Genomic DNA, 16,574 nt, shown 5'->3' with positions numbered 1-16,574 from the left:
ATGAGACTTGTTGAAAATTGGCTATATTGTAGTGGTTTTTACATTTTAACATTAAAACATGAGCACAACTGTTATTTTGATAATTGTGGCGGTGATTATAGGAATCTTTTTGGTTTCCCTTTACAACCGCCTGGTATCCCTGAGACACAACCGGGAAAATGCATTTGCCGACATTGATGTCCAACTCAAGCAAAGACATGATCTAATCCCCCAACTCGTCAGCAGTGTGAAGGGCTATATGGAACATGAAGCCGGAGTGCTGACCCGGGTGACTGAGGCGCGGGCCAAAGCCATGGGGGCATCAACGATTGAGGGGAAAATATCAGCTGAAAAGGAGCTAACCTCCGCCTTACAGGGTTTGCGTGTCTCAGTGGAGGCATACCCTGACCTGAAGGCAAATACCAATTTCCTCCAATTGCAGAATGAGATTTCGGATGTTGAAAACAAACTTGCCGCTTCCCGTAGGTATTTTAACTCTGCCACCCGCGAATACAACATTGCTGTGGAAAGCTTTCCTTCCAATATTGTGGCCGGGATGTTCGGCTTCCACAAAGAGCCTATGTTTGATGTTGGCGAAGACAGACAGAGACTGGACCAGGCACCTGAAATAAAATTCTGATTCTATGGCAGAGAAGTATGTGGGTATACAAACCCAGATTTATAGAAACAACCTCAAGTCGACATTTCTGTTGATGGGATTCCCTTTACTGATTCTTGCTGCCGTATATGCCTTTTTCTACTTTATGTTGGCCGACCAATATGGGCAGCGTGACGTGGGCATAATCAACGATGCCTTTGTGTCTACCATCCCGGGGGTATTAATTGCCGTGGGGATCTGGTTTGGCATTGCTTACCTGATGCACAACCGCATGATCAGCAAAGCGGCAGGTTCCAGGCCCCTTACCCGAAAGGAAAACATGCGGGTGTACAACCTGACCGAAAACCTCTGCATCAGCAAAGGCATGAAGGTGCCAAAAATCAACATCATAGAGGATCAGGCCCTGAATGCATTTGCCAGTGGGATCAATGAAAGCACCTACACAGTGACCCTGACCAGGGGCATTATGGAAAAGCTCAACGACGAGGAGCTGGAGGGGGTCATCGGCCATGAGCTGATGCACATCCGAAACCGGGATGTGAGGCTATTGATAGTTTCCATCATATTCGTCGGGATTTTCTCCTTTGTAGCCCAGATCCTTTATCGCAACATGCTGTATGGGAGCATGATGGGAAGAAGGAGGGACAAAAACCAAAACAACGCCATGTTGATCGCAATGGTGATTGCTTTTGTGGCGTTTTTACTCTCCATGGTCTTTAGATTTGCCATATCCCGCAAACGGGAATACATGGCGGATAGCGGCGCGGCCGAAATGACCAAAAACCCCAGAGCCCTGGCTTCCGCTTTGCGGAAAATATCGGGCAACTACCAGGTGCGTTCGGTTAAAAGTGACGATGTGGCCGAACTATTCATCGAGAACCGCCCCGATAAGTCCTCCGGCCTGATGGCCGCCATCACCGGCCTCTTCGCCACTCACCCGCCAATTGAAAAAAGGATTAAGTTCTTGGAACAGTTTTGATTGTGGTTTAGACGTATAGTCGGCCTGCGGCCTGGTTTAGGGGTTTAGAAACCGCAAGCGGGGAGGAGGATGCGAGGTGGTTTCGCGCGAAGGGCGCTCAGAGGTCGCAAAGGGCGCGGCGTGTTGGTGTACTTCAATTTCTTTTTCGATCATCTTGGTCCTTGATCGAAGATACAGGGCACGAGCTGGTTTGAAGGTTTAAGGTCCAGAAGGGAATAGCTGCGGTAAATTCCCTTCTGGACTGATTAATGGATTAAGGAGTGGAAGTACCTTACGTTAATCTCTTAATCCGTTAAACCCATCAACCTATTCATAGATTCGCGAAGCGGTTATCGGGAAATACCCCTGCCTTTGCCGGCAGGCTCTTAAACAGCGTAACAAACTTGAAAAAAATAAAGATAGACACCTTTGTATTGGCAATCATTGCCGTGGTGATAATAGCATATTTATTCCCTGAATGGGGTTCGCAAGGAAGCCAAGTGCCATTGGATATGGTTGCCAGTATTGGGATTTCCTTAATATTCTTCTTTTATGGGCTCAAACTCAGTCCGGAACGGATAAAAACAGGTCTAAAAAATTGGCATCTCCATATCCTTATCCAATCTGCTACTTTCCTGGTTTTTCCATTGATCATTATAGCTTTTCAGCCGTTTCTGGAAAGGCTATTTGACCACAAAATATGGCTTGCCTTCCTTTTCTTGGCAGCCCTCCCGTCTACGGTTTCTTCTTCAGTGGTAATGGTATCAATGGCCAAAGGGAATATTCCAGCCGCTATTTTTAATGCCAGTATTTCCGGACTGATTGGAATAGCCATCACCCCGCTTTGGGTAGGGTTATTCCTGAACCAAACCTCCTCAGACTTTAATCTTCAGGGTATTTACATCAAACTCCTGACAGAAATTTTATTCCCCGTTGTATTAGGATTGGGTCTACAGCGGTATTTTGGGGGGTATGTGCTAAGTTACAGCCGGCAGCTGGCATTATTTGATAAATCCATCATTTTGATCATTATCTATAAAAGCTTTGCCGAATCATTTGAGGAAAAGGTGTTTACCTCAGTAGTGGTGATGGATTTAGTAGGTATCACCTTTACGGTGGTTTTACTCTTCTATTTTGTATATCTGTTAATTGGACTCTTGAGTAAAAAATTAAAATTCTCTATAGAAGACAGGATTACGGCTCAATTTTGTGGCACCAAAAAATCCCTTGTCCATGGTACTGTGTTTTCAAAAATCCTTTTCAAGCATTCTGCTGCTATTGGGATAATCTTATTGCCTCTCATGCTCTTTCATGCCATACAGATCTTTATCATCAGTATTATTGCTTCCAGTATGGGCAAAAGAGAAGTTGACGGAAGACCGAAGCCTGTTATCCCTTAGGGGAGGTAAACTTGGCCCGGTTGAGGCCGAAGAAACAGACCCAACCAGCACAAACCCTGAATAGTCAGTTTTATCGCCATACAGGTGCATTTGCGGATATACTTATTGCTTTATATGCCTAATCATTATCATGAAGCTTCATGAGAAATACTCCGGCTATAAATTCAAAGAGCAAGGTAACACCAATTGCCAGAAGCACCTTCTCCGGATTTTGATCCTGATTTGCCCCACTTGTGATACTGTAAAGCAAGTAGGCAGCAAAGAGTATGAGTGCCACCAGTATTGTTGTGGCTATATATTTTGTTTTTAAAGTCATTATCTTAGTGGTATATATATGACTTTGTCAAAAACCTTACCATATATGAATGTAACAGGATGTTGGTTTCACGCCACGAGCGCAAAGAGAACAAATTACGGTCCCTGAGCGAAGCCGAAGGGATCGGCTTAAATGACTCCCGATGTCCACGGATTGGTTTAATGGTTTAATGTCCAGAAGGGAATAGCTTCGCCATATTCCCTTCTGGACTTATTAAAGGATTAAGGAGATTCAGTAGCTTACGTTAATCCATTAATCCATTCAACCCTTTAACCTATTTCATAGATCCCCGCAGGGATGATCGGGAAATTACCCTCTAAACTGCGCGGGTTAGAAGGTTATTCGGCCTGCGGCCTGGTGTAGGGGTTTAGAAATCGCGAAGCGGCGAGGAGGATGAGGCGTTGGTTTCACGCCACGCGCGAAAAGAGAACAAATTACGGTCCCTGAGCGAAGCCGAAGGGATCGGCGAAAATGACTCCCGATGTCCACGGATTGGTTTAATGGTTTAAGGTCCAGAAGCGAATAGCTTCGCCATATTCCCTTCTGGACTGATTAAAGGATTAAGGACCTTGAGTAGCTTACGTTAATTAATCCATTCAACCCTTAAACCTATTTCATAAATCCCCGCAGGGATGATCGGGAAATAACCATTTAAATCCTATACGATACTTTTTCCCTCTTGAACAATCCTTTATATGGTAAGTCAATTGCCCAAAGAGAATATCTAAATAAATGGGTTAAACGCAAAAACTTTTCAATCTGGTGATCCAAATATAAAAGTCACTTCGTATATCCAATCAAACCAAAAACCAAAAAAAATACTATGAAAAAATTACGTTATGTTATTGCCCTATTGGTCGGCTTGATGCCTTTGCTGATTGCCTGCAGCAATGATGATGAACCTACACCCCAAATGCGGATGGAAACCTTTGATTATGCTTTCAATGAGGGCCAATTGGTAGGTGAGTCTACTGCCTATATGGGGGAACACCCTCGTGATCTGATGGCGAGTTTGCTTGTAGAGGAATTACCAGCCGGCAATGCCCGTATTTCCATTACATTGAACAACACGCTGGCAGGAGAGACCTATATGGTACATGCCCACGATATGGCTGACCCAGACTCGACGCCTAATGGTACGCCCTATTTGGAAGCACCTAACGCCAATGTATTTGTCGGTATGCCTACTGCTACGGGTACCTCTGTCATGTATGAGCAGGAAACCTCTTTAAGTTATGATGAGGTGTTGAATAGTTATGACGGTTTTCTGGTAGTCCATGACCCTACGCAGGAGCTAAGCACCACGGATTTGACAACGTACCTGGTTTTGGGAGTGTTTGCCCGCTAATCTATTTGCTTCCTGAAGGTATACCGGTTTATGCCATATGTTTACTTCGCAAGGTGCTGCTGTCATTTGAAGTTCAATATACTTTTAATAGCGGCTCACTGAACTACAAACAGTATTCGTGAAACCAGTTCGTAATCGGACTGGTTTTTTTAATGTACTGGGGCTAAAGCAGGTAAACATTTTCTAACCCCTACTGGCGTCAGGCAGGCTCCACTACCGTCCCGAGGCGACTCGTAATTTTATCATTGTCCTCCCTCGGGACATCTACTTTCTACTTTTTCAAATAACGGTGTTGTCAATTCGGGAATTATTAGTTATTCTTGGTTATTATATTTTTAGGGGTAATTATGAAAACAAGTAACGCCAAGATTTATTCATATCGTCAAGGGGTGTCAAAAATTTTAAGCAAGGCGGGGGTTAATGATTTCGAGGAGCCGGGCTGGCTATTTGGGAGCTTGGGGCATATGCTTTTGGGGTTGAGCCTTGTATTGACTGGAATGGTTAGCACATTTGCTATTGGGGAATGGGCCTTTGGTCCTCAAACCAATTTTGCATGGGCAAGGAGCCCTCTGATATTGTTTAATTGTGTTTTCTTTTTTCTTTTCTGGCCTTTACATTTGGCAGCCAAAGATTCATTAATGTTTTACGATTTTTTAAAAAAGCATTATCCGGAAAAGCTTGAAGAACAAAGCTTGGTATTTTCAGAATGGATTAGCCGATTGGCAAAGCCCCGGTTAGAATTCATAATTCCATTCCTAATGATGTTTTTCGCTGCATTTTTTGCTTTTTTGAATGACGCACCCCATTGGTGGGAATACGCTAAGGCTCCAATCATAGCGCTTTTAATTACTTTCCAGGTATTTAGTATTTGGGAGAACTGGCAGTTTAAAAAGGTGATTAAAGAAGAAAAGCAAAGGCTGGAATAGTACTTTACGTTAATCCCTTCATCTAATCAACTGTTTTTCTAACCTCCTAAACTTCCAGATCCGTGAAGCGGTTATCGGGAAATAACCTTGTCTTTGCTGTCCGGCAGGCTTCTAAACAGGGATGGTTAGGAGCTTATTCGGCCTTCGGCCTGGATTAGGGGTTTAGAAATCGCGAAGCGTCGAGAAGGATGGAGGCATGATTACATCGCGGCAGTTTCACGCAAAACATGTCCCAAGAAGTGAGGCGAGTCGGGATGGGGCCAAAAAAGTTTGCCTAAAGGAGGCACAGCCTGCATGAATCCGGCAGAGGCAGGCCTCTACTTTCGCAGTTCCAAGGCACAGCCTTGGAACAACGGTTTCCGTCACAGCTCCGTTAGAAGCGGCCGATATAATAACCGCCGGTGGCAACCGGGGGGTAGTCATCACCTGCTTTCCTATAAGTCCCAGAGGGACGCACCATATGAATTTCGGAGTAGCGGTTTGGAGATCAAGGTTTCGTATAGGTAGATGGTAGAGAGTAGATTCTCCGCGTGGTGGACCATGGCCACAGCGGAGAGGGTTAGGGATGAGGGTGGTTCACGTGGCTTCATCGCGGAAGTTTCACGCGAAGGGCACAAAGGAGAACGCAAAGGGCGCAAAGTTCTGGGGATGGCGTGGAACCTAAACTCCTAAACCTCCCGACCCGCGAAGCGGTTAACGGGAAATAACCTTCTAAACTGCGTATTTAAATTCCGTAGTTTAGAAGGTTATTCGGCCTGTGGCTTGGTTTAGGAGTTTAGAAATCGCAAAGCGACGACAAAGAGCTCTGGTTACTTAACCGACCCCGAATGGGGTCGAACTGGGGACGCCAAATTATAACCAATTTCTTCCATCCTTAACGGAAGTCCCCATGATTTTCATTTTTTGGCGCTTAACTGGCTAAGAAGAATTGTGGCTAAAACCTCAAGAGAGGATGATATTGCCGTCACCACTAGCTGAAGCTAGTGGAAAGTGGTTGATTTTGAGAGTATCATAGTATAATAATGCCATTTCCACTTTCCTACAACTTCAGTTGGAGGTTTGGCGTTCAATGGCAATATTTAGACTTTAGCCGCAATTCTCTTCAGTTGGGTAGAATGGTGGTTTGGGCGATGATCGGGAAATAACCTTTTAAACTCCGTAGCTGATTACGGGATTAAAGTATAAGGGTGGCTTTTTAATTATTAATATTAAATTAATCGTTGAATTAAATTAATTCTTTAATTTGCTAATTATGATTTGTTGAAGTATTAATTGTATATTACATGAATAGGTTTTTTATTGTTAAGTGTCTGACTTTAATTGTTTTATTTCTTTCGTCATGTGTTGGGGATGAAGTAATGGAAGAGGTTGTCGAGGTAGAAGTTTTTCAACGGGTTGACCATAGTAGTTTTAATTATTCCAATGTGAATGTGAGGAACATCCAAGCTATAGGTGACAAACTGATGTATTCCCATAGAACTAACCCTGGCTATATTGATCAAAGTGGGGAGGTGGTTCAGCTTTGTTGCTCTGTTACTAATCATCATGATGTTCGTCAGGCTTTTTCAGAAAAGTATATTGTTACTGCATCTGCTGATTTGTCGTATTTTGGTGTTTATTCGGTGGATAATTCACGACACGGGTTTCTTAATTTAAATGATTTAGATCCGCATAAGGGAAAAAACCCAACCTTAAATTTCTTTATGGATCGTAGGAATATTTCTATAAATGACTCTCATTTGATTGCTTCGATGAGGGAAGACAGGGAGGCAGGAATTTTTATTTACGATATAGAAAGCACTGCCAATTTTGTAGGCTTGATACCAGATCCCAACGCAATTATTAAAGTTGATTTTTCAGCATTTTTGGATCCAGACTTTTTACATGACGCTAGAATAATTAACGTTGATCCTTTTGGGAACGGCTGGATTATGTCAGTGTGGTTTAACCAGACCATGCAAAACAATTCCTTTTTGGTAAACAAGGATGGTAGCGTTACCAAGATAGAATCGCCATTATCGAATGAACCAGTATGGTTTACTGATTACACCGTATTGGATAATGGACAGCTTTTTATGATTTCAGGTACAATGATATTGGTTTCCCGGACCGGGCGGATTGAGGATTTGCAGCCATTGGCTGATACTGGAAATACGCTACGTGTTGCTTCGGTTGGAAATAGGCTTTTGATCTACCATCCCAGCTTCCATATTATTTCAGAAGTTATGGGTGTTTTGGATGAAGATGCTGAAAATTATACTTTGGAGCGCCTGGATGACACCAATTTAACTTTTTCAAATATCAATGACATACAGGTGTTTAGGGACAAGGTATATGTAGCCACAAGTATGGGGCTATTTACCAAAAGCTTGGATGGATTTTTTGATAGGTACGAAGAGCCTGAGCCGGAACTTTCCCAAAATTGGACAAATGAGGTGCAATGGGTTGGGAAAAAGTAGCGTTTGTTAATTTCCCTGGCTTTTTTTTAAGTACTAAAATACGAAGAACGAAATACGAAGCTGTTGAAAGGTTTAAGATCCCACTGGGCATAGCTGCGCTGGATGCCCAGTGGGACTGATTAAGGGATTAAGGATCAGGAATGGCTGGTCGTTAATTCATTCATTCTCCGGAAGTGCGCAGCACTCTCCCGGAGAATTAAACCCCTTAAACCTTAAATAGGCCACTCATCATGAAAGTTGGCTCCATTATTCCAACCTTCAATTTCTTGGTCTGTTAATAGGCAGTAATAAAGGTCTTTTTTGATCTTTTCGACATTCATGTCCTAGCCTATAAAGATGATTTCATTTTTTCGGTCTCCAAATGATTTATCCCAATTGCTTTCAATTTCTTTGTGATTTTCAACATAGGAGGGGAAAGCGATCCTTTCTTGGTAGGGCATGCTGCACCACCAAGTGCCGATTGATTCGGCTTTAAGGGATCCGCCGGCTTGGGACCAGGAAATGGCCTCGTTTTTCCTTGAGGCTAAATAAAACAGACCTTTGCTTCTGATGATCTGTGTGGGCCAAGAAAAGGAAATATAATCCCAAAACCTTTCAGGATGGAAGGGACGCTTGTCGACAAAGGTAAAACTGTCAATTCCATAGTTTTCGGTTTCAGGGGTATGCTTTTTATTAAGTTCCTGCTGCCAGGATTCTTTTTCCATGGCTTTATCCATATCGAAGAGCTGGGTGTTCAAAACCTCCTGGATGTTTACCTGGGAGTTTGTGGTTGGTATTAATCTCGCCGTAGGGTTAAGGCCTCGCAATATTGCTTTCAGTTCTCCCAACTGGGCTGCGTAAATCAAGTCTATTTTGTTTATCAGAATTACATCAGCAAACTCTATCTGGTCGACCAAAAGATTTACAATAGCCCGGGTGTCCTCAGGATCCTGATTTAGCCGACGGGAGAATACCGTTTCGGCACTGCCAAAGTCCTTCAAAAAATTGTAGGCATCCACTACGGTCACCAGCGTGTCTAATCTACTTATTTTATCTAGGCTAATGCCGTCATCAGGATGCTCGAAGCTGAATGTCTGGGCCACTGGAAGGGGCTCCGAGATACCGGAACTTTCAATTAGAAGATAATCAAACCGGCCAGTTTTGGCGAGTTTCGCCACCTCAAGTATAAGGTCTTCTCGTAACGTGCAGCATATACAGCCATTGCTCATTTCCACCAGCTTTTCCTCGGTCCGAGAAAGGTTTCCTTCCCGATGGATTGTTTGGGCATCTATATTTATTTCACTCATGTCATTGACAATGACTGCCACCTTTAGACCTTGGCGGTTGTGAAGAATGTTGTTGAGAAGTGTGGTTTTGCCAGCCCCTAAGAAGCCGCTGAGCACTGTAACGGGTAAATGATTACTCATATATAATTTTGGCGTTTTTGATAATGAAGTTAAGGTCATCCACATCGGTATTATTTAAATGAAGAGTGCCCTGCACGGTGATGATTTGGTCCGTTTTTAACCTTCCGGGACTCTTTTGAAGATAGGCCAAGGCTATGCTCTCTTGTCCTGCGCCCCCGCAGAAAAAACATTCCGCCATAGGATACTTTGAAATTACAATGGCATTTTCCTCCCAGTCCAATGGAATATAGAAGCCTTTAATTGTCACCTGCTTTCCCTCTAATGCAAGAAGTTCTTTAGGAAATTTGGGGTATAAAAAGTAAGTAGAATAAGTCCGATTATACTTTTCTATGAATGAAGTTTTTTCAAATAGCCTCCATAACTCCTTCTCTAAGGATGTCTGGGAAATGATTAGAATCAAGGAAATTAATAGAATCTTTGTGTTTATCATTTGGTCGAGAAGATAAGCGGCCCACCTTTTGGTAAGCCGCTTCTGCCAACAACAACAGTATGAGGAAGAGTTAATCTTTCCAGTTCAAATATAGATTATTATGCTGTAAATGCAATGATGTTGCAAAAGAGTTTCTTCTTTATTCTTGTTAATTTCTTTCCTGCCCAGCTAGGAAGAATAGGAAATTGAGATTGGTAAAGGATTGATTGGGTTGCGTTTTTTCTTCATAGGCTTCCCAATCTTGCTGGAATCTGAATAAAAGGATTCCGGCTGTTGATTTGAGGGTTTCATCTATTTCCTTAGCTTCATAGTCTTTTGGCACTGCATACACAAATCTTCCTTCCTGACCATTGGCCACAGGAATCTGATAAAAGTCCCGGGTGACGAATTCTCCTCCATTGTCCTGGTGTTTGGCGGACTCTACAAAGAAATCCACTGCATGATCAGGATACCCGAATAAATGGCCATAGGCTTTAAACCGATCGTATTTGTCCTCAAATTCATAAAGTGCAAGGATTTTTTCAATGTTATCCCCGGGGATGATGCCTCTTCGGAGGAAAAATTCCGACTTTTCGGATAGCAGTTTATTCAAAGAGGATTTGTGGTAAATGAGGATCTCAAATGTTTTTTTGGTTTTGCCATTAGCCTTAAAAGGAAGTACTGTATAGCCAATACTATCATTTGAAAGGATTGTGAGACTATGGGAAAGACGTGTGAGATCCTTATTTACGGTTTCCCTATCAAGATATTCACCACTTATGCTGTCCGTGTCAAAGCTAAAATGGTGAACCATGTAAATTCCTGAGTGAAGCCGCAGAGAGTGGGGATGGCGTTAAACCTAAACTTCTAAACCTCCCGATCCCCGCAGGGATGATCGGGAAATAACCTCCTAACCACCGTAGTTTATGAGTTTATTCGGCCTGCAGCCTGGTTTAGGGGTTTAGAAATCTCTACTCCCTAACCTCATACAAAGTCGGTTCAGTGATGCCTTTTTGGGAGAAAAAGTCCTTGTTCATCATGAAGTGCATTTCCGTCATTTCGTTGAGGTATTTTTCGATTGGCTCTAGACCTACCGACTTTCTTCTTTCATTTACAGTTTCGGGATTGGCCAACGGTTTGGGATAGGCTTGGCATATGTTGGCTCTGTAGGTCACCTGGGTGCCGTAAATCTGTTGTTTTCCGGTGTTAAGGTTTACCCTATCCACAAGCATTGCATAGTAGCTGGGGTCTGCGTTTCCCCGGTCCACTTCAACTTTCATTTTCCTTAATACCCGGTTTTGGAATTTGGGGTTATGGTCGGCATGTTGGGCCATTAGCCAAAAATTCATGGAGCCTTTTTTGCCCACCAGGTCGTAGCCCGGGAATCCATGTTGCTTGAAAATTTTTTCAAGAGCTTTGGCATGGGTGGCGAAGACACTGTCTTCAAAAACCTTCCATTCCTCCTGGGTCAAATGCTGGTATCTGTCATTGGGAACAGGGCCTGCCGCAATCTGGTCAATCTCTGCCATCCTAGCCAAATCATCGGCTAAATCCTGGTTGAACGGGATCTGAGTTGATTGGGTAAGGGTATTCTTTTCCGTACAGGCAGCTAGTAGAATTGCTATGAATAAAATTTGAAGATTTGTTTTCATTTTATAACCGAAAAAAGTTGGATAAGTGGAAGGCTATAAAAGTAGGTATAAAATACTTAGAATGATATGAACCGAAGTTAAAGGCTCTTAAATTTTTAAACACTATGATAAACCTTATCCTGCAAAAGTCAATGTTGGCCACAAAGTCGCTAAGAACTTCATCCAAACTGCTTCTATATATATGTAGTTTAGAAGGTTATTCGGCCTGCGGCCTGGTTTAGGGGTTTAGAAATCGCAAGCGACGAAGGTGAGGGTTTGGTTTCACGCAAAGGGCGCGAAGAAGGTCGCAAAGGCCGCAAAGTTTTTGGAGATGGTTTAATGGTTTAACGTTCCGCATGGATTATGGAGCGAGGTCCCAAACGTTTGAGCGAAGTCGAAACCGTTTAAGACTTCTTCTCTTCAAGCATCCTCGGTGGCCGAGCGAAGCCTATAATAAGTACGAAAAACGAAGTACGATGGAGAAAGTTGGTTTAAAGGTTTAAGGTCCAGAAGGGAATAGCTGCGCTGGATTCCCTTCTGGACTGATTAATGGATTAAGGAGCGGAAGTACCTTACGTTAATCCCTTAATCCATTCAACCCTTCAACTTTTTTATTCTCTAACCTCCTAAACCTCCCGATCCCCGCAGGGATGATCGGGAAATAATCTACTAACCTACGTAGTTTAGGAGGTTATTCGGCCTGCGGCCTGGTTTAGGGGTTTAGAAATCGCAAGCGGCGAGGAGGATGAGGCGTTGGTTTCACGCCCACCTCCCGGAGGGCAGGCGGAGACGCAAAGGGAAAGCGTAATGTAGAGATTGGGACTACTGGTTTTTCTTAGCCTCACCGGACACTTGACAACCACGGATTGGTTTAAAGGTTTAAGGTCCAGAAGGGAATAGCTGCGCTGGATTCCCTTCTGGACTGATTAATGGATTAAGGGGAGGAAGTACCTTACGTTAATCCCTTAATCCGTTAAACCCATCAGCCTATTCCGCAGGCCCTTAAACCCACTTACATTCCCGCAAGCTTCTCGATAAGGTCGGCGGTTCTGTTGGAGTAGCCGGCTTCGTTGTCGTACCAGCCTACTATTTTGACCAGGGTGCCGTTGGCGGAGGTCATATCGGCATCGAAGATACAGGAGTGGGGATTGCCCACAATGTCGATGGAGACAATTGGGTCTTCTGTGTATTCCAGGATGCCTTTCATAGGCCCTTCGGCAGCCTGCTTCATGGCGGCGTTGATTTCTTCTTTGGTCGCCTCCTTTTTCAGCAATACGGTAAGGTCGGTAAGTGAGCCATCTGGAACAGGTACTCTCATGGCCACGCCGTCAAGTTTTCCCTTGAGCTCGGGAAGTACCAATCCCACTGCTTTGGCGGCACCGGTGGTGGTTGGGATGATGGAATAGGCCGCGGCTCTGGCTCTTCTCAAATCCTTGTGCGGGGCATCCTGCAAATTTTGGTCTGAAGTATAGGCGTGCACCGTGGAGATGTACCCCTTTTCTATTCCGAAGGTATCGTTTAATACTTTGGCCATAGGGGCCAGGCAGTTGGTGGTACAGGAAGCATTGGAAACGATCTTTTCATCGCCTTTAAGAATTTCCTCATTGACACCTAGAACCACTGTTGGGATGTTGCCTTTGGCAGGGGCAGAGATGACCACCCGCTTGGCGCCAGCTTGTAGGTGCCCACCGGCTCCTTCTTCGTCCACAAATCGGCCAGTAGATTCCAATACCACATCTATATCCAGTTTTCCCCAGGGGAGGTTTTTGGGCTCACGCTCGGCATAGATATCAATTTTGCGGCCATTGACTAGGATGCCGCCTTCGGTGTTTTCCACTGTGCCGGCAAACCGGCCATGCACAGAATCATATTTGAGTAAATGGGCTAGGGTAGTGGGATCCGTAAGATCATTGATGGCGACCACTTCCACATTGTCTTTTTGCAGTAAAGCCTTAAAAGTGAGTCTTCCAATACGGCCAAAGCCATTAATTGCAACTTTTACCTTCGTCATTTCTGTTTATTTGTCTAATTCGGTTGTTCAAAACTTTTGCGAATTTACTAAAGATAGGGCGCATTCACTAGCCTAAAATATTTGAAGCTAGCAATCAGTGAATTAAAGGAAAAGTACAATTATTTTTTAGCGTAGTTTTGGATTGTGAAAAGAACCCTCTATATTTGCATCACCATTCGGAAATGACAAGAAAACAATTCTAAAATGGTCCGTTCGTCTAGGGGTTAGGACGCATCCCTTTCACGGATGAAACACGGGTTCGATTCCCGTACGGACTACTTAATTTCTTGTCTTTCCAAATATGGTCCGTTCGTCTAGGGGTTAGGACGCATCCCTTTCACGGATGAAACACGGGTTCGATTCCCGTACGGACTACGACAAAATGATGTTTATGCATCATCGTTCGGATTGCCAAAAGCATGATGAATTTTTGTTTTATGGTTGTTAGTGGTTAAAGTGAGTGAAAAATCCCAATCTTTTAGGTTGGGATTTTCATTTTTACACGTTTTGCTAATTTATCACAAAGCCCCTGCCACCTTCCTCCCGCACTCCCCCTATCAGACAAAAAAAACGCTAAATTCTTGGTCGGATGCTAGAATGGCCCGCTTGTCATGTCCTAAATTTATTTGACACTTTTTTCTCAAGCTTTTAAATTTTTCTCCGCGAAGTGGCTTTTGTGAAACTTCGTGAAAACTTTGAGGCCTTTGTAGCCATTTCGTCGGTCTTCGGTCTCCCGTCCCTAAAAGCAAAAGGCAAATTGGGCCCTGCTGTCATTGCGAACAATGATATTTCTTCATTCCCCTAATTCCATTATCATATTTCCCTATTTCTAAAAATTATTTCCTTATTTCACTTCCTACTCTTCCTCCAAATAATAAAACACCCCCCAATCCATCGGTGTCCACAAAGAGTTTTTAATCCCTATTTTCTTCAGACCACGGTTAGTCCAGTTGTTGCAGGTCCATAGGGCATGATATTTTCCTTTGGCTCGGTAAAACTGGTCATAATCATAGTAACCTTCATGATCAATCAGTACAGCCCTGCCATTTTCCAATTCAAAGCTATCCAAAATATAGTCCACTAACTCCAGGTACATGTCTTCCGAAATGCTGATTCTCCGGGCATTTTCTCCTTCCCGTGGTTTTCCATACATGTAGTCCACGTGCATGGCCGAGGTGCTGGGGACAAAAAGCGCATTTAGTAAAGTGGTGGCGGTAAGATCTGCCATGGTGGGGGTGTTGAGGTAAAAGTTCTTTTCTCCCCAACCAATAGAGAGGTAGGGAGTTTCATGCTGGCCAAAGTGCTTACCCTCCAACACTTCTTTCCAGTCATGAAGGTGGTGGGTGGTGGGCAGCACAAAATCCGCATGGAGCCCATTGGTATGCACAAAGATTTCCACTTCCTCCGGGAAACTCTCCCTCTCGGGTCCCACCGGTATAAGCATTCCCAGCAAAGCGGACAGCATATATACCGTTCCCAGTCCGATAAGGAACAAGACGGGGATTAGGAGGAGGCGGAGGAGCTTTTTCATGGAAGATGGGAGGCGGAAGAAAGAAGATCGGAGAATAAGTTATAAAAGTTTAGGGAATAAAAAAAATCCCGACCTGGGGCCGGGATTTGGTTGTAAGCGTGGTAAAGTGGGTATTATCTTGGCAGGTCGTTTCCTACAAAGTTGTTGGGGTTGACTCTGCGGATATTTGCTCCCCACTTGGCATTGATTGCATCAATGAAGGTGTTGGCCACAAATGCGTGTGCTCTGGCATTTGGGTGGACGCCATCCACGGAGAAACCTCCGTTTGGCGGAATGATGGAGGCGTTTAGTCCAACACCTCCGGCGCTTACCTGTCCTGCAGCAGCCCGGTCAAGCAGATCCTTGATGTCAGCCAAAACCAGTCTGTCAGCATTAGCTTCAACGGCAGCGTTGATAAAACCGTTGAACGTATTGATTTTGGTCACTATCTCCTCCTGCTCGGATGGCAGGAGTACAAACTGGTCTTCTACAGGGTGGTTGATTCCTCTGATGGCACCGTTTACCGGTTGGCCCAGAGCTTGTGCCAGAGGAAGTGTAGCCCTGTCATTGGCGTTGCTTTGCCTTATGGAAGGTAAGCCAAGCGCAGACAAATCGGTGAGGGTTTCATCTTCCATTACAAAACCGTTTTGGCCTGCGGCAAAGGCAATAGTTCTCAACTCCCTTTCTTCCGCGGAGATTAAGCCCAAGCCTTGGACTTGTTCCAGTCCGGCATTATAGGGAATATAACCCTGGTTGGCTTGTGCGGCTTGTTCAGCCGTTACGGGAAGGGCATTCCAAGGAACCAATTGGAAATAGGGAAGCACATTTAAGCTTGGAATATTGGCCACCGCACCTTTGGCCTCAGGGTTTGACTGAAGCATGGCGCCCAACGCAGCTGTAAGCCTGGCTTGGAAATCCTCATTGGAAGTCAGGATGGATGGGTTGGAAGCTCCACCTGTAGCATAACCCAACACATCATTGTTGCCCAACCAAAAGGTGAAAAATGTGCCGCCATTTTGCATAGCTGCAGCTGCATCACCTACTACTGTAGATTCACCGGGTGCCGAGGCAAATCTGGCGTACATGGGATTGTAGGCCGGATTTTGGGGACTGTCAGGACCTCCCGTTTGCGGAATCAAGGCTGTGCCCAAGGTGATGCCCGGAACTCCAAAGTTGTTTAAGGCAGTTTTGTCGCCCTGGTAAGGTGAAGGAAAGTCTCCTGCTCCAATTGGGGCAGGGCCGGTAGCGCCTGTCTGAGGATTCACGGTCAAAACCAAGCGTCCCAAAGGCACCCCGCCAGGTCCCACGGCATAAAAACCATTTTCGCTATTGATGCTGGGAACATTAAACTCGCCTCCGCCAACTTCTCTGAGCTGCTCGGCCAACATTACTGCGAAGGAATTTTCCTGGCCTCGGTTGTAAAGTGCACCATCCATATAGCCCGCAGTGAGGGAATTGCCTATGCTGACCATTTTGGTGAAATCTGCCGAGCCTGCTGAAGGCTCTTGTACCGCTGTTTCGGGAAACTCATAGTTACAAGCCGATAGCGCACCAATGGATAGTAGAAATATATAGTGTTTTAAATTCTTCATAGGGCAGTGA

The 16,574-nt window shown here is 44.4% G+C and carries 13 protein-coding genes, 2 tRNA genes and 1 pseudogene; 8 read left to right on the top strand and 8 right to left on the bottom strand.

What is annotated here, in order from left to right; genetic code table 11:
• Positions 1–58: 58 nt before the first annotated feature.
• The 3 genes from KIH41_RS10560 (at position 59) to KIH41_RS10550 (ending at position 2,956) form a co-directional block, all read left to right on the top strand.
• Positions 59–619: a LemA family protein gene (locus KIH41_RS10560; protein WP_214162370.1), complete on the top strand. Its 561-nt coding sequence runs from the start codon at positions 59–61 to the stop codon at positions 617–619.
• Between the two features lie 4 nt (positions 620–623).
• Positions 624–1,577 carry a M48 family metallopeptidase gene (locus KIH41_RS10555; protein WP_214162369.1) on the top strand — a complete coding sequence of 318 codons (954 nt, stop codon included), beginning with the start codon at positions 624–626 and terminating at the stop codon, positions 1,575–1,577.
• A 383-nt stretch (positions 1,578–1,960) separates the two neighbouring features.
• Positions 1,961–2,956, top strand: coding sequence for a bile acid:sodium symporter family protein (locus KIH41_RS10550; protein WP_213946082.1), 996 nt, complete (start codon positions 1,961–1,963; stop codon positions 2,954–2,956).
• 118 nt (positions 2,957–3,074) lie between these two features.
• Here KIH41_RS10550 and KIH41_RS10545 read toward each other — a convergent pair whose 3' ends face one another.
• Positions 3,075–3,272: a hypothetical protein gene (locus tag KIH41_RS10545; RefSeq protein WP_214162368.1), complete on the bottom strand. Its 198-nt coding sequence runs from the start codon at positions 3,270–3,272 to the stop codon at positions 3,075–3,077.
• 823 nt (positions 3,273–4,095) lie between these two features.
• On the opposite strand from KIH41_RS10545, the gene KIH41_RS10540 reads away from it, so the two are divergent.
• From KIH41_RS10540 to KIH41_RS10530, 3 genes are all read left to right on the top strand, one after another.
• Positions 4,096–4,620 carry a hypothetical protein gene (locus tag KIH41_RS10540; protein ID WP_213946870.1) on the top strand — a complete coding sequence of 175 codons (525 nt, stop codon included), beginning with the start codon at positions 4,096–4,098 and terminating at the stop codon, positions 4,618–4,620.
• 320 nt (positions 4,621–4,940) lie between these two features.
• Positions 4,941–5,546, top strand: a complete 606-nt coding sequence (locus KIH41_RS10535) for a hypothetical protein (protein WP_214162367.1) — start codon at positions 4,941–4,943, stop codon at positions 5,544–5,546.
• 1,283 nt (positions 5,547–6,829) lie between these two features.
• Entirely contained in the window at positions 6,830–8,005 is a 1,176-nt protein-coding gene (locus tag KIH41_RS10530) for a hypothetical protein (RefSeq protein WP_214162366.1), read from the top strand.
• A gap of 212 nt (positions 8,006–8,217) precedes the next feature.
• On the opposite strand, the pseudogene KIH41_RS10525 reads toward KIH41_RS10530, so the two are convergent.
• The 5 genes and pseudogenes from KIH41_RS10525 to gap all read right to left on the bottom strand — a co-directional run bounded on the left by KIH41_RS10525 (position 8,218) and on the right by gap (position 13,462).
• Positions 8,218–9,411: pseudogene (locus KIH41_RS10525) on the bottom strand (GTP-binding protein).
• A complete protein-coding gene (locus tag KIH41_RS10520; RefSeq protein ID WP_214162365.1) occupies positions 9,404–9,841 on the bottom strand; it encodes a hypothetical protein in 438 nt (145 codons plus the stop codon). The pseudogene KIH41_RS10525 and the gene KIH41_RS10520 overlap by 8 nt, the downstream one beginning before the upstream one ends.
• Before the next feature lie 148 nt (positions 9,842–9,989).
• Positions 9,990–10,634 (bottom strand): hypothetical protein, encoded by a 645-nt coding sequence (locus KIH41_RS10515; protein ID WP_214162364.1) that lies wholly within the window; start codon positions 10,632–10,634, stop codon positions 9,990–9,992.
• Positions 10,635–10,791: 157 nt separating this feature from the next.
• Positions 10,792–11,472, bottom strand: coding sequence for a DUF6624 domain-containing protein (locus tag KIH41_RS10510; RefSeq protein WP_214162363.1), 681 nt, complete (start codon positions 11,470–11,472; stop codon positions 10,792–10,794).
• Between the two features lie 991 nt (positions 11,473–12,463).
• Positions 12,464–13,462, bottom strand: coding sequence for a type I glyceraldehyde-3-phosphate dehydrogenase (gene gap / locus KIH41_RS10505; RefSeq protein ID WP_214162362.1), 999 nt, complete (start codon positions 13,460–13,462; stop codon positions 12,464–12,466).
• A 206-nt stretch (positions 13,463–13,668) separates the two neighbouring features.
• Between gap and KIH41_RS10500 the strand changes: the two genes are divergently transcribed.
• Positions 13,669–13,740 (top strand) — tRNA-Glu (locus KIH41_RS10500).
• 25 nt (positions 13,741–13,765) lie between these two features.
• A tRNA-Glu gene (locus KIH41_RS10495) sits at positions 13,766–13,837 on the top strand.
• 481 nt (positions 13,838–14,318) lie between these two features.
• Here KIH41_RS10495 and KIH41_RS10490 read toward each other — a convergent pair.
• Both KIH41_RS10490 and KIH41_RS10485 read right to left on the bottom strand, forming a co-directional pair.
• Complete coding sequence (locus KIH41_RS10490) at positions 14,319–14,993, bottom strand: TIGR02117 family protein (RefSeq protein WP_214162361.1); 675 nt, start codon at positions 14,991–14,993, stop codon at positions 14,319–14,321.
• Between the two features lie 113 nt (positions 14,994–15,106).
• Positions 15,107–16,564, bottom strand: a complete 1,458-nt coding sequence (locus tag KIH41_RS10485) for a hypothetical protein (protein WP_214162360.1) — start codon at positions 16,562–16,564, stop codon at positions 15,107–15,109.
• Positions 16,565–16,574: the final 10 nt, after the last annotated feature.

It is taken from the genome of Litoribacter ruber, assembly GCF_018500185.1.
Classification (GTDB): Bacteria; Bacteroidota; Bacteroidia; order Cytophagales; family Cyclobacteriaceae; genus Litoribacter; species Litoribacter ruber.
This window is presented reverse-complemented; position numbering and strand designations above follow the sequence as displayed.

Excerpts from the sequence above, each read along its gene's own strand:
- KIH41_RS10560 (WP_214162370.1), top strand. The coding sequence starts at position 59 with ATGAGCACAACTGTTATTTTGATAATTGTGGCGGTGATTATAGGAATC.
- KIH41_RS10555 (WP_214162369.1), top strand. The coding sequence starts at position 624 with ATGGCAGAGAAGTATGTGGGTATACAAACCCAGATTTATAGAAACAAC.
- KIH41_RS10545 (WP_214162368.1), bottom strand. The coding sequence starts at position 3,272 with ATGACTTTAAAAACAAAATATATAGCCACAACAATACTGGTGGCACTC.
- KIH41_RS10540 (WP_213946870.1), top strand. The coding sequence starts at position 4,096 with ATGAAAAAATTACGTTATGTTATTGCCCTATTGGTCGGCTTGATGCCT.
- KIH41_RS10530 (WP_214162366.1), top strand. The coding sequence starts at position 6,830 with ATGAATAGGTTTTTTATTGTTAAGTGTCTGACTTTAATTGTTTTATTT.
- KIH41_RS10520 (WP_214162365.1), bottom strand. The coding sequence starts at position 9,841 with ATGATAAACACAAAGATTCTATTAATTTCCTTGATTCTAATCATTTCC.
- KIH41_RS10515 (WP_214162364.1), bottom strand. The coding sequence starts at position 10,634 with ATGGTTCACCATTTTAGCTTTGACACGGACAGCATAAGTGGTGAATAT.
- KIH41_RS10510 (WP_214162363.1), bottom strand. The coding sequence starts at position 11,472 with ATGAAAACAAATCTTCAAATTTTATTCATAGCAATTCTACTAGCTGCC.
- gap (WP_214162362.1), bottom strand. The coding sequence starts at position 13,462 with ATGACGAAGGTAAAAGTTGCAATTAATGGCTTTGGCCGTATTGGAAGA.
- KIH41_RS10490 (WP_214162361.1), bottom strand. The coding sequence starts at position 14,993 with ATGAAAAAGCTCCTCCGCCTCCTCCTAATCCCCGTCTTGTTCCTTATC.
- KIH41_RS10485 (WP_214162360.1), bottom strand. The coding sequence starts at position 16,564 with ATGAAGAATTTAAAACACTATATATTTCTACTATCCATTGGTGCGCTA.